Raw genomic sequence first — 12,802 nt, forward strand, 5'->3', positions numbered from 1 at the left:
AGGAGGGTTGATATTCTATTGAGAATTATATTCTACTATATCGAATATGATTATATTATTGGGGTTTACTGTAAGATGTTAATTTGTCTCTATAAACTTTATACCTAGTATTCCTATTTTAACGTCGTATTCAATACCATCTTCGATACTATCTTTTTTATGAAATTTTTTTCTTTCTATATCATATTTTAAAGTCTCTTCTGTGATTTCATTTGATAGTGAATTCACCATTAATAAAGGTGGGTAACTGCCAAAAAATGTAATTAAAATAAAATAGATTGTTTTTGTTTCTACTATTGGCGCAGTGTAATGATCATTCGAAACAGGCTCTCCTTTCATTTGTGAGAGGATATGAATCTCAGATTTTCTAAACAATAAAAAAAACAATATTGACAAAATGATGGAAGATGTTATTTGTAAAGGAACAAAGTCATCTCTATCGATTGGAATAATATTGGTATCAAATATGGAAACCCATTTCACAGTTAAAAAAAGGAGTGAAAGTCCAATTATGAGGTTTCGCATTTATTTAATCCTGTTTTAGTCGTTAATCACTCGAGAGATCGATTCCGAGATTAATAGAATTAATCACTATTTTGGCACCGATTCCAATTTTATCACTTGGTAGTCTTTTTGTTACTAGCTCGGTAACGAAAGTACTTGTTACATCTGCAAAACTTTCTGAAGTCAGAGTACCATTCTTCTTATCATTATAATTATCTAGAGATGAACTGACTAAAGAAGTAAACAGTGAAGTGCTTCCTGCTATTGCCGCTAATCTATTGTTCCCAACCATTTTACTTGCAATGGATAGTGCCGCAGAGGCCTCTGATAAATCATCCCAATTGATATCTCTAATGGACTTTATACCATCAATGTCAATTCCTGTGACAACGCTTACGGCCAATTCACAACCCTCCGCTTTATTCCCAGTAATCTTTGCTCCCGAGACGAGGGCATTTTGAAATCGTAGTATATCTTTAGCACTAACACCTATCTTGAGTTTACCGTTTACATCAAATATTTTTCATGGAGTGCACTAATCATCTCTCCTTGAGGGACTACTGTATTTAATCCTAATCCCCAATAGATTTCTTCTCGAGTTGAACCAACCCTATCATTGGTCCAAAGATCTCCATCTAACCAACTGCCTGTTTCATACAAATCATCGGCTTTTCTGTGGTGAGTAGTCCCGTTGTCATTTCTTCGACCACTACCCCAATCGTATTTGTCATCGTTGTAATCAAAGCCTTGCTGTTTATCCGAGGGGTTGATTGTGTCTTGCCATTTCTGATTTATCTCAAATCCTCTAGGGTCAACGTACTTGAGTGGATTATTCTAAACATAGGCATACCGGTTAAAGCTATTGGTAACGAAAGGAGCTTGAACTAACGGATCTGCACTAATAAACCGGCCTATCGCCTGGTAATAAACGCGGCCATTCATATGTACCAGGCTAACTTCCTCAATCTTGTCGTGGCCGTATAACCACGGTTGGTGATGGTGGCTAGCACCGCTGGCGGAGTTGTTCCAGATAACCGTGCGCTCTTTACCCCACACGTCGTAACTGCGGCGTTCAACAATATTGCCGTAACCATCTGTAATCATGTCTGCAGAGTTAAGGGCACCATAGTGCAGATAACGGATTTGCTTGGTCAGCAGTTTGTCTTCGCTGTCTTTGGTTTGGGTGTTGAGCGCGATCAGTTTTCCGTCAGCATAGATGAAGTGTTTGTACTGTGTCTCCCCGGTTGCGATAAAACTCTCTTCAAGTATAGCTTTAAAAATAATATAAAATGTTGAAGTTCTTCTTTGTCAAAATGCTCATTTAAAGCTATTTAATCACCATTAATAACTCCTATGAGCTCTGTTGGAATATTGTATATTTCAGTTTTTTGTGTTTCTGAAGTTACAGACTAAATTTATATCATCCATTTCCAGTAAACTATATTTATTCAAAATTATGTTGCAAAGAGACGTTAGTTTTTCTAACGGCGATAAATTGGTTTTTTCTAAATTTATGATTATCTTATATTCTACATTGTACAGTTTTACTCTGGAAAACCCCGAGTAATTATCATTGTTGATATTAGATTGCAAACCAATTACTATATTTCTTGTGTCAAACTCAGTTATTGGTAGAACGATTTCATTTTTCTCATTTTTATTTTTCATTGCAATATCTAAAGCAATAGGGTTTTGCATTAATAAAAGAACCTTTAACCATTCTTTGGCTGTTTCATATGTTGCGGATTCGCTATTATATAACCAGTTAGATAAGTGTAACTCATACTCTTCAAAATAAGTGGTATTGACGTAGCAAGGTATATTTGAGTCGACTATAATATTGCAGCTGTAATTGTCATTCAGATATTTCACCTCAATGTTCTTGACATTTTGTCCGTGACAGAATCTGAAAGGTATAAACAGTAATAAAAGAAGAAAAGATCTTTTCATTCCAATTGATTCTATTAACATAGTCTAGTATTTCTGTGATTTTAATGAATTAGAGAGTACAAATAACTTCAATACTCACTTCTATAAAAATAGGTCTCTATATTATTCAGCTATCTATGCATAAAAATTGGAAGGTTGACGAATCTGTTTTAATAGACAGAATTAAACACTTGTAAGAAATAAAATATGGCACCGATGTTAAATGAAATTTTTTCTATCTGAAGAAATGGGTTGTAAGTAATCAAACCGCAATTACTAAACCTATTATTCGATCTTTCGCTGCAAGGACTGTTACTAAGGACATTGACATTTTTGTGGCTATCACCTGCCAAGAGTTCGACTATGTTGGCATATTAGTGAAAATTCGCTTTTATCATTTACTCTCGACAAACTATCATCGAATCATATTTTTTGGATATATAACAAAGTCTACCAGAAATGTGTGTTTTTGCATCATTGGATAGGAATTCATTTGCTAATTTGTAGTCAATTCTATATAGGGATATAATTTCAATCTCTTTATTTGACTCGCCATAACTCTCTGATGTTATAACATTTTTTAAGAATTCCATTGATCGTTCAGTTTTAAATGTAGACAAGGCTAAAATACTTGCTGAAGTCACAATCTTACTATTGCTTGAGTTTGTTAATATGAAATCTTCAAAGTTGATGCCATTAACGCGAACGATATTATTATCAATATTCCTGATTCTTTTAATAATCTGAATTTGCATTGTAAGCGAAAATTCATCATCTGCAGTTTTGGAAGTTAATATTTTCTCGAGTTGATTTACATCCTGAGAATTATATAAGCACTTGACAAATTCAGAATACATATAATAGGCCTCAATCTCATTACTTTCAGTTTTTGATTCAATTTGTTCGTAATAATATGTCAGATTTTCCGGTTCACAAACCATAGATTGTATATCTGCTGCTTGAATACCGGAAAAAAGGGTAAAAAACAATATATTAATCATTTAATTAACTCTAATTCATTTATATGTTATTCCTTTTCACTGTTACACTCTTTAAGTATCAATTCAATGTCTTTGATATTTATTTCAGACTGCGATATGTCCTTTTCCTTGATATGCTGATTAAAACACTTTGCCTTATTGATGCCGTTTCTTTCAGATTTTTTCATGTATTCTAGCCCTTGTTCAGTCTCCCCTTGGTTTAATAAAATTAAGGAGAGTGAATAAGCGGAATATCCGTGCCCCTGATTTGCTGCTAATTTATACCAATGTATTGCGTTAGGTACAGACTTTTTATGATGATTTTTTAGAAAATAATATGTTGCTAATTCATATTGAGCTTCTGAAAAACCAAGCATTGCCGATTTTTTAAGGAGCCTTATATATTCTGTGGTATCTTTATTTTTTAATATTCCTTCACGGTGCATAACAGCAAGCTTAAATGAGGCTAGAGCACTACCTAAGTTTGATGCTCGATAATACATCTCCGTGCCTTTTGTTAAATTTTTGTCCGTACCCCAACCTTCCAAATGAAAATCACCTAGTCTTACCATTGACTTAATAAGACCCTGGTCTGACGCAATCTTATATAGGTAGATTGCTTTTTCTTTGTCTTCCTTAGTTCCAAAACCATAGTCATAAGACATGGCGAGATTCTCAGAGCCGTATATACTCCCGTTCTCATGAGCTTGTTTAAACCAATAGAATGACTTGTCGAGGTTTTTCTCTATGCTGCGACCTTGGAAATACAGACCGCCTAGTCTATTTTGAGCTATTGAATTACCTTTATTTGCAGCATTTGTATAATACTTTAGAGCTAACTCGATGTTTTTTACTGTACCGATACCTTCTTCATAAAAAATTCCCAGCTGAGTCTCTGATATTGTTATGTTCGCATTTGATGACTTTTTAATCCAGTCAAATGCTTTTTTTTGTGAGTTATCAAGATGTGGGTTATGCAAGTATAATAATCCAAGTTCAAATTGAGCATAGCTATCACCGTCATCCGCTAACTCAGTCAACTCAGCGATATCTTGAATCAGAGATGATTCAGTACTAACTTGACTAGGGTAACCATTTGGTATTTGTGCTAGCAGGACAATTATCAAAAGATAATAGCTTTTGATGTTCATATTAAATTAATAACCTTTCAATTATTGGTTCAACTGTACTAATGTAATGTGCAATTGTCTATTATAATTCAACTAACATTGTGTGATAACGAAGATATATTGTCTGAGGTTTTATCATCATTTAAATTTACACCAAACGTGTTATTTGAATTTTCTAGTTCTATCTTGTAGCGCATCAGTGATAGTAGATACATGAGCGAGCACTTAATTGACTTAATGATGTGAACAGCTTAAAAATTGGAATAATATAACCGATATATAACCGAATATAATGTTGAGGAGTTAAGGTTGACTGAAACTACCAGCATTGCGAATGGCTCAAGAAGTAGCTGTTTGTACGAGTCACTTGAGCAAGTTCGAGACATAGTATAGGTCTGAACACCCTACGAAGACAGGCCACACAGAAAAACTTAGAAAATATTTTGCTGGGTGAATACAGGCGCAGGCTGAAGGCCTTTGGGTAGGTTATCTTGTTCACGCTGAATTGAACAGTAGCGCACTGATGAAAATATTTTTTATCAATTTCTAAAGATGTCCATATCTCTGTTTTCTCTGTTAAGCTTACTATCGTTTACTAGATTCTTTAGGTGTTTAACATGTTTGTAGTATTGAATGACACTAAGTTTTTTCTCTGAGACGCTATTTTTAATTTCTGGTATTTCAAAACCAATGAATTCACTAAATCCAACGTAGCGTTTATTGTTTATAATTGCTTCTATTCCTACAATTATATCTTCCTGTTTATATCCATTTAAATTTAGTGTTGGATGCTCAATTCTTTTAGATGTAATTAAGTCAGCTTTCGGGTTCAGTATTAAAAGAAGCACATCTAATTGATTTAGAATAGCACCAGTCCATTCGGCTTTAACCCAATCATTTTCGTCGTTGGTATTATCATAAGAAAAAATCACAAATGTCTTCCCTTCATCAAATACTATATTTTTGATGCAAACACTATTTATTGGCTCAATACAGGCGTAGAAATGTTTAGTTAAATTACTACTCTCAAGGGTAACTTCATTCGCGTTGGAGCTAAATGAAAGAAGTGTATATAAAATCAGAGAATGCGCTATTTTCATAAACAACTCAAAAAGGGAAAGTACTGATAAAAAGTTTGATTTTCGATTATATCAATATTAATTTATAAATAATGATACTTTATATGGCTGAGAATTGTTAGATTAACTTTGTAGCTATGAATTCCTAATTATCTAAGAAATATAAACCATTATCGAAGTCAAACGAAATTTTTTACATTCGTAAGAATGAGTCGCAATCTATCAAGGAAAATTACTAAACTTATCGCTCGTTTAGCTGAAATGTCCTGTACGATTGTATTTCAGTGAACTTTAAAGCAGTTAAAGGATAATTTTTAATATTTCTTGTGTTTCTATGGCTGCACGTGTTACCCAATAAATTTTAGGATATTATTTGCAGACAAAATCAATGGTAATAAATAACAATCATTAAAATGGTAAACCAAAAGTAATATATGGAATAGACTTTCTGAGATAAGTATTGAAACAAGGATTGTAAAGGTTGGAAAGGTACTTATTAGTGTAATAAAAGTCACCTAACATGCAGATGATGGAGCAAATTGACAACAAAATTACTGTGGCATTAATAATCATCGTTCTTTTTAACATGCAAAATTAACACAGTCACTTTTAACCGATTTAGGGGTAAATCGCTTTCTGTTATCATAAATAGCACAAACTTTAGTGTGCTTTAATCTACTAATCTCAACTAAATAGCTGTTCATAAATGTAGATATAATAGGTGTGAGGAGCACAGTCATAATTCCACGCACCGCAACTATATAGGCAATAATGTGTACACTGTGTCACAGAGGAGCAATGATGCTTAATATTGGATGTTTTAATGTGCTTGTGTTCATTAGGTTTTGATTTCGGACACGCTACCGCCGATCGTAGTTAAACGACACTATGTAATAAGTTGCATCTGTGAGGAAGTAAATGTCACACCAGATGTCAGTTTTAACAGAGGACTTTGGAAAAGATAGTGTTTGAAAATGATTCATTTCAATATGAGATATCGCAGTATGAAAGAAAAATCATATTGAACAACATGATTTTTATATGAACATCATCAACAACTGACTGCCTGTTTTAATTGCGGTAGCCACTTGTTAAGTTTGATGAGGGCAGCAACACGATGAGTTTGGCTGCTGCGTAGGTTAGATCGCCCAGAATCCAGTACCTACCTAAAGTTTGTCATCCGGGAGTAATGGCGAAATCGGTACTTCGAGAAAGCAAGCAATAACCCGATATAGCTCTGCTTCATCAACTGATATTTTCCCATCACTCTCAATAGCATATCGGCAGGCCTCAAGAAAACGTTCCTTATGCAAAGGTTTAAGTTGCACCATTTGCTGAAGTGCAGCTTTAGTCGAATTCCAGTCTTCTTTTTGGTTGAGAAGCTTTGCTTCCCCAATATCAAGATGTGCCTTCGCCCGTGAAAAAGCCAGTTCCGCATTGTTGTCATCAGAGTGGCAAACTCGAGCCAGTTGATTCAATACCCACGTTGCGCTGTCTTGGATGTCGCGAAGGGTCTTATTTTGCTTTGTGTAAAGCGGGAATGACCAAAGCAATTTCTCGGTCAGGCTGATAACACTCCACTCCGCAAGTGAATAACGATTGTCGCTACGGGAAAGGGTTTCCAGAACATCAAGTAATTGGTTTTTCTGGGTGTCGCTGAGTGATTTTAGAGCAGGCGTCGCCAACTCAAGCAGTGCCAACCGGGTTTGAGGGGGCACTGCAAAGTCGAGCCAGCTATTCTTTTTTTCCTGTGCTGCCGAACCAAGGTATTCCGTAATAATTTCGCGTTGTGCTTCACTGCCGTCAAAGATGAGCAGGATAGGGATAAACCTGGCGCTGAATGGGTCACGGGCAAGCGCAGCCAGTTCAATAGGGATTTGGGAAATTACACGTTCGCCATACGTACCTATCTGTGTTGGGGGCATTGCCCCTTCAATAACCGAATCCAGAGGTACATAGCTGCTGCCTGCAAATGACCGCGTTGCTCCACCAAAGGATGAAACCGTTGAATGGTTTGCATGTGCAGTCCCTGCACCAAATGTCCCATCCCTGCCCGGTTGAATTCGCCGAATTCTAGCTTCCAAAGGGGGATGCGTGGCAAACAAGTTGTTTAGGCCAACGGCCTGACACTGACCAAACATCATATGGCTGGCTTCTTTGGCGGAGTTTGAATACAACAGGGACTTGGATGCGCTGGCTCCAATTTTGAGTAACGCCCCCAGAATGCCTTGGTCGTTACGGGTGAACTGCACGGCGCTGGCATCGGCCAGAAATTCTCTCTGCCGGGAAATGGCGGCCTTTATCATGGAACCGAAGAATGTGCCTATCCAGCCAACTATTAAGAATGCCAGTCCAATAAGCATAATCGCCGCCGCCCCTTTGGAATCAGAAGATCTGGAACGGCGTGAACTGGAGGAGGACATCTCAAGAACAAAGGCACCTATCTGCCCTAGGAACATGATGCCAAATAAATACGCCATCAAACGCGTATTAATGCGCATGTCACCGTTTAATATATGGCTGAACTCATGGGCTATTACACCCTGGAGTTCATCCCTGTTGAAGGCATCGAGCGCACCCTGTGTGATTCCAACAACTGCGTCATCTACACCCATCCCCGCTGCGAACGCATTGATACCCGGTTCATTTTCCAGCAGGTATACGGGCGGAACAGGCATTCCTGATGCAATTGCCATTTCTTCGACAACATTGAGTAACTGACGTTGTTTTGGATCCTGACTGTTTGAAGATACCAGCCTCCCGCCAAGTTTTGTTGCGATTGCGGTGCCACCACTTCTGGCGAGCTCACTAAGGCGGATCAGCATTGCACAAAATACAACCAGTGAAACGCCGGCAAAACATAATAAGCTGTACTGAAGCAGTTGCGCTTCATCAACGTAGTTTTCGGAGTAGTGTAGTGATACTGCTCCGACGATTAGGCTCAAAATGACACTGATAGCAACCACTGCAAGAAAGAACAGCATGACCAGTAACCCGGTTCTTTTGCGGGCTTTTTCCTGATGGGCGAAAAAATTCATCAGAAAGTGACCTTGGGCGCTTCCTGAATGGCTTCACTGTCAGCGAATTCCAGCAGCTTTCCATCAGTGAAATTAAACATGTTGGAAAAAAATACCGGCGGAAAGGTTTGCTTGTATGTGTTGTAAGTTGTGACTGAATCATTGAATGCCTGACGGGCAAATGAAACCCTGTTTTCTGTACTGGTCAGCTCTTCCTGCAGGTTTTCCATTGTCTCGTTGGCCTTCAGTTCCGGGTAGGCTTCAACCACCACACTGAGCCTGCCCAGCGCACCTTGAAGCTGGGATTCCGCCATTGCAAGCTGGCTAATAGCATCGGCACTTTCAGGATGTTCACTCGCGGTTTTTAAACCTGAAATCGCCTGGTTCCTCGCCTGGATAACCCGTTCATAGGTTTCTTTTTCATGCTCCATGTATCCCTTAACGGTTTCCACAAGGTTAGGGATAAGGTCATATCGGCGTTTAAGCTGAACTTCAATCTGCGCAAAGCTGTTTTTGAACTGATTGCGCAGGGTAACAAGTCGGTTGTATATGGAAATAGCATAAAGAAGTACAAGAACAGCGATACCAACAAATACGAGCAGGGCAGTCATACGGTTTCCCTTTCCAAAGAAGTGACGATCCATTGACAGGTATTCTTGGTTGTTTGTGGTATTAGTGCAATAAGTGCCGTGTTGCTCACGGGGTTGCGTGCATATTTTTCGATGTAAGTTGGGTTCCTGAGCAAGATAGGCGTGAGGATGAATACGGAATGATGTTTGCTATTTTGACGTTAATCACTGGCTTTTCTTCTTCTCACCAACACCACCCCAATCAACAAAACCAGCAGTGACGCTGCAGAACCACCTCCGCCGCCTCCTGAACCTGAGGATGGTGGTGTGGGTGTTGTCAAGCCAGCATTGACGGACTTAGTCCGCTCGCTGACTTTGATATTATCTTTGTAGACAGCGTGACGAACCGTAAAGGCTCCGGCAGACCCATAGTTGTAGGTGGGGTTTGCTTTGTGCGAAGTCTTGCCATCACCAAATTCCCACCAGTGATTGATGTCTTCTACGCCGGTGTTTGGCGGGGTCTGTAGGTTGTGGAAAAAAGTTACAGTGTTTCCGGTACTTATCGAATGTGAAAAATCTGCCGAGTATGTCTGTGGTATGTCTTCAATATGAATGACCAAATCGATAATTTGGCCTTCCCTTGTATGACCGCACTCAGAACTCAAGGAATAACTGCTGGCCAATGCGAGACGAATAAATATAGGGCCGCTTTTTAAATCGTTTGGTAAAGCCAGTGTAAGCTGTGGACTATTAATGGGCTGATCTTTAATCAACCATTCATTATCAGTCAGAAAACCGTTTCGATCGACGTCTACAAGGAAGTTTGCATTGGTTCCCACAGCATTGTTGGCTATTTCAATATTCAGGGTTCTTGCGGATGTGGAAATAGACGTTTCGATTTTCTGGTAATCAGTGTTGGAGAGAGGAACATCGGTTCCGGATACGATAAGTGAATCAGTGTGAATGATGGGAACGTTTCTTGTCGGTTCGCACCGCAGTGTTTTACCCCGGCTGAAGTATGTCCGATATCCTTCTAGTTTTCTTCCATCACGCATATTTGCGATTAACTTTAATTTCACCATTTCCCGGGGTGAGAAGTTTTTGATTCGGTAAATCTGCGGATAAGCTGGCAACCCTGAGGTTGATTCCCAGTACTCGGAAGACAAACCTTCCCAATGCAACTCAAACGAGTCCATGTCATCTAGGTTTAATGATGAAACACCAAACCCAACAGTGTCATATTGTATTTCGCTGGCAAATGACAGGGTTGAAATACCGGTTGACGGCGCGAAGATGCCGACAGCGTGAAGAGCCGAATCGATCTGTTGTTTGAGTGTTTCGGCGTGGTTGGGAATGTTCGGGTTTGCCAGTGCATTTGCCTGAAGCAAGAAACAGGCACCTGCGGTGTCAAAATCGGTGTTGACCGTCCAACAAGTAACGTTGGCGCGCAGTACCAGTTTAAATGCCTGCTCGACAGACCAATTATGTTCCTTTACCAGTTTATAGAAAAACTTCCTCAGCGCACCGCCGTTGGAATGAGGGCCTTTGCCGGGGGAGTAATCCCGAGCGTCATCAATACTTTTAGCATCCCAGGAAGGCACTTCGAAATAACGCGGGGCCTCATTGTAGGGTACCCAAACGTCCCAACCGTGCCACCAACGACGATTTTTTTGATACCGAGGATCACCATCTCGTCGTTTGTCCTGATAGAACTGAGAATGTTTAAAACCACCGGTCATATATCTTTCGAAGTAGTCCTCGACGGCGAGAGCACTGATATCAGAAAAGCCTTCATTAATTGCACCGGGGTAGCCTTTTGAAGCTAACCCACTGTTCCAAAACGTAACTGCATGGCCAACCTCGTGGCCAACTATATCGAGTGTTGTGTGTATGTAAAAGTCTAAAGAAATTTGACCATTTCCATAGTGAACAGCATCGTCATTCCAGTACGCATTACTCAATTGCCCCCCCATTATGTTGAGGGCATTCGTTCGTTGCTTGAGTTTTTTAAGGCAAAAGCCGTTAGGGTCACAGTCTACAGTTTGGGCGGGGAAAAGTTCTCGCAGATATTTGTGGTACATTTGCATAACCACTCCGCCGTGAAAATGTGCATCGTTTAAGGCCGAATAACTGAAAAAATCATAGTAGCTGTCATTGATATTTGAGGGTTCATATAATTCGGCGTTGGCTGAACAAGGATATGCATAAGGCGTATTATTGTTTTGATTAGAACGAGTATTTTCAATAGTTTCTACGTAGGGGTTATCCAGATGACAAGTATTCCCATTTTTGGTAACGACATAAGGGTAGCCACCGAAGGCTGAAAATATGGTGCTGTTGGGATCGGCAAAAACAATCTCGTTTGGGGCTGGGGAAGTGTTCTCAAATCGGTACGCTTTACAGTTTGTCATGCTGTCTGGTGAAGGGGAGTAGCACACTTGCCCTAGTTTTTCGTTACCTCCGATACCACCACCAGTTACCAACTGAGGACTTCTGTCTAACTCGTCACTCTTTTTAATGATTTCCAGCGTTTCCGCATGGAAAATGTATTCCATTCGCGTACTTAAAGTGCTATCTCTTGGCGAGCCTTTAACATCTACACGGAAGACAGGTTGTAATGTATTTTGGTCAATAAGAAATGCATTCTGAATATCTGATAAAAAATAGGAAAAATCTTCTCTGAGTACGCTTTTTATTTTTTCTTTTGAGTTTTCTAAATTAGAGAAATTGAATAATGATGTGTCGTCAATAAGTGCATCTGAAAGATAATTCCCCATCGCCTGGATAATCCCCCTATCTTCACTCCTTGCGATTACGACGTTTCCATCTATTAATGGGATTCCGGAAATATAGGTTTCATAGTGCTCAAAAGAGGGATTCCCATGGATGGTCTTTACATGCTTCAACGATATGTTTTTGCTTGTTGTTTTTTCTATTGAGTATGAATGTTTCTGAATGTCGATGAGGCTGTTCAAATTACTCCATAGGTGTTTCTGGTTCAGCAAAGCTTGGGTCTCTATCCCAAAGCACAGTGAAGAAAATAGAGAGATAATTAGCACGGGATAATTTGTGTATTTGATCATTAGTATGCCTTATATATAATTAGTTATGCTAATAAAGCACTGAATATTAACGGTAAATACAATAGAGGCTCATGAGTTGCTCGTCTATATGGTTGTTTGAAAAAATTACATTAAATTTTTATTTCGATGGAAGTTTTTAACTACGCAGTGTTTTTGTTTTTGGAAATTGTTTTAGTTAAGAGACATAGGAATGACTATGTGTATCTGTACTTGTATCTGTGAATTTGGGTTCATGAATGTGAATTTGAAATTTTTATATTTTTAACGAATTAATTCTTGAATGAATAAAATCGAGTTATGTAGTGATTGTGTTGTCTAATTTTGAATAAGTGGGTTGTTTGGGCGTCTTTTTGCCTTTTTGATTGTTTGCTGCCTTATTTTTAAGAGAGTCGATAACATTGAGGTATTTGATTCTGTGGTCTAACTTGTTGTTCTAAATGTCGAAAAATTAAACCCATATGTTTGAATTGGTTGATGTCCAAAAGTTGGTTGTTTGGGAACTTTTAGATTG

The 12,802-nt window shown here is 38.7% G+C and carries 9 protein-coding genes; all 9 read right to left on the reverse strand.

Going from position 1 to position 12,802, the window contains the following annotated elements; translation table 11 throughout:
- Window positions 1-78 precede the first annotated feature (78 nt).
- The 9 genes from NF212_RS23090 to NF212_RS23130 all read right to left on the reverse strand — a co-directional run bounded on the left by NF212_RS23090 (window position 79) and on the right by NF212_RS23130 (window position 12,291).
- Window positions 79-525 carry a hypothetical protein gene (locus NF212_RS23090; RefSeq protein ID WP_434361277.1) on the reverse strand — a complete coding sequence of 149 codons (447 nt, stop codon included), beginning with the start codon at window positions 523-525 and terminating at the stop codon, window positions 79-81.
- A gap of 22 nt (window positions 526-547) precedes the next feature.
- On the reverse strand, window positions 548-907 hold the full coding sequence (locus NF212_RS23095) for a hypothetical protein (protein WP_434361278.1): 360 nt from the start codon (window positions 905-907) through the stop codon (window positions 548-550).
- 431 nt (window positions 908-1,338) lie between these two features.
- Window positions 1,339-1,608 (reverse strand): RHS repeat domain-containing protein, encoded by a 270-nt coding sequence (locus tag NF212_RS23100; protein ID WP_434361279.1) that lies wholly within the window; start codon window positions 1,606-1,608, stop codon window positions 1,339-1,341.
- A gap of 1,223 nt (window positions 1,609-2,831) precedes the next feature.
- Complete coding sequence (locus NF212_RS23105) at window positions 2,832-3,434, reverse strand: hypothetical protein (RefSeq protein WP_434361280.1); 603 nt, start codon at window positions 3,432-3,434, stop codon at window positions 2,832-2,834.
- Window positions 3,435-3,460: 26 nt separating this feature from the next.
- Window positions 3,461-4,564 (reverse strand): SEL1-like repeat protein, encoded by a 1,104-nt coding sequence (locus tag NF212_RS23110; RefSeq protein ID WP_434361281.1) that lies wholly within the window; start codon window positions 4,562-4,564, stop codon window positions 3,461-3,463.
- 518 nt (window positions 4,565-5,082) lie between these two features.
- The gene (locus NF212_RS23115; protein ID WP_434361282.1) at window positions 5,083-5,643 is read right to left on the reverse strand and encodes a hypothetical protein; all 561 of its coding nucleotides are present in this window, start codon (window positions 5,641-5,643) and stop codon (window positions 5,083-5,085) included.
- A gap of 1,145 nt (window positions 5,644-6,788) precedes the next feature.
- Window positions 6,789-8,660: a M48 family metallopeptidase gene (locus NF212_RS23120; protein WP_434361283.1), complete on the reverse strand. Its 1,872-nt coding sequence runs from the start codon at window positions 8,658-8,660 to the stop codon at window positions 6,789-6,791.
- On the reverse strand, window positions 8,660-9,250 hold the full coding sequence (locus NF212_RS23125) for a LemA family protein (protein ID WP_434361284.1): 591 nt from the start codon (window positions 9,248-9,250) through the stop codon (window positions 8,660-8,662). Before NF212_RS23125 ends, NF212_RS23120 begins: the two co-directional genes overlap by 1 nt.
- Window positions 9,251-9,429: 179 nt before the next feature.
- Window positions 9,430-12,291, reverse strand: a complete 2,862-nt coding sequence (locus NF212_RS23130) for a M4 family metallopeptidase (RefSeq protein ID WP_434361285.1) — start codon at window positions 12,289-12,291, stop codon at window positions 9,430-9,432.
- Window positions 12,292-12,802 lie beyond the last annotated feature (511 nt).

It is taken from the genome of Parasalinivibrio latis, from assembly GCF_036825535.1.
GTDB classification, from domain to species: Bacteria; Pseudomonadota; Gammaproteobacteria; order Enterobacterales; family Vibrionaceae; genus Parasalinivibrio; species Parasalinivibrio latis.

What these genes read in the sequence shown, in the direction of transcription:
- NF212_RS23090 (WP_434361277.1), bottom strand. Translation starts at nt 525, where the DNA reads ATGCGAAACCTCATAATTGGACTTTCACTCCTTTTTTTAACTGTGAAA.
- NF212_RS23100 (WP_434361279.1), bottom strand. Translation starts at nt 1,608, where the DNA reads ATGATTACAGATGGTTACGGCAATATTGTTGAACGCCGCAGTTACGAC.
- NF212_RS23105 (WP_434361280.1), bottom strand. Translation starts at nt 3,434, where the DNA reads ATGATTAATATATTGTTTTTTACCCTTTTTTCCGGTATTCAAGCAGCA.
- NF212_RS23110 (WP_434361281.1), bottom strand. Translation starts at nt 4,564, where the DNA reads ATGAACATCAAAAGCTATTATCTTTTGATAATTGTCCTGCTAGCACAA.
- NF212_RS23115 (WP_434361282.1), bottom strand. Translation starts at nt 5,643, where the DNA reads ATGAAAATAGCGCATTCTCTGATTTTATATACACTTCTTTCATTTAGC.
- NF212_RS23120 (WP_434361283.1), bottom strand. Translation starts at nt 8,660, where the DNA reads ATGAATTTTTTCGCCCATCAGGAAAAAGCCCGCAAAAGAACCGGGTTA.
- NF212_RS23125 (WP_434361284.1), bottom strand. Translation starts at nt 9,250, where the DNA reads ATGACTGCCCTGCTCGTATTTGTTGGTATCGCTGTTCTTGTACTTCTT.
- NF212_RS23130 (WP_434361285.1), bottom strand. Translation starts at nt 12,291, where the DNA reads ATGATCAAATACACAAATTATCCCGTGCTAATTATCTCTCTATTTTCT.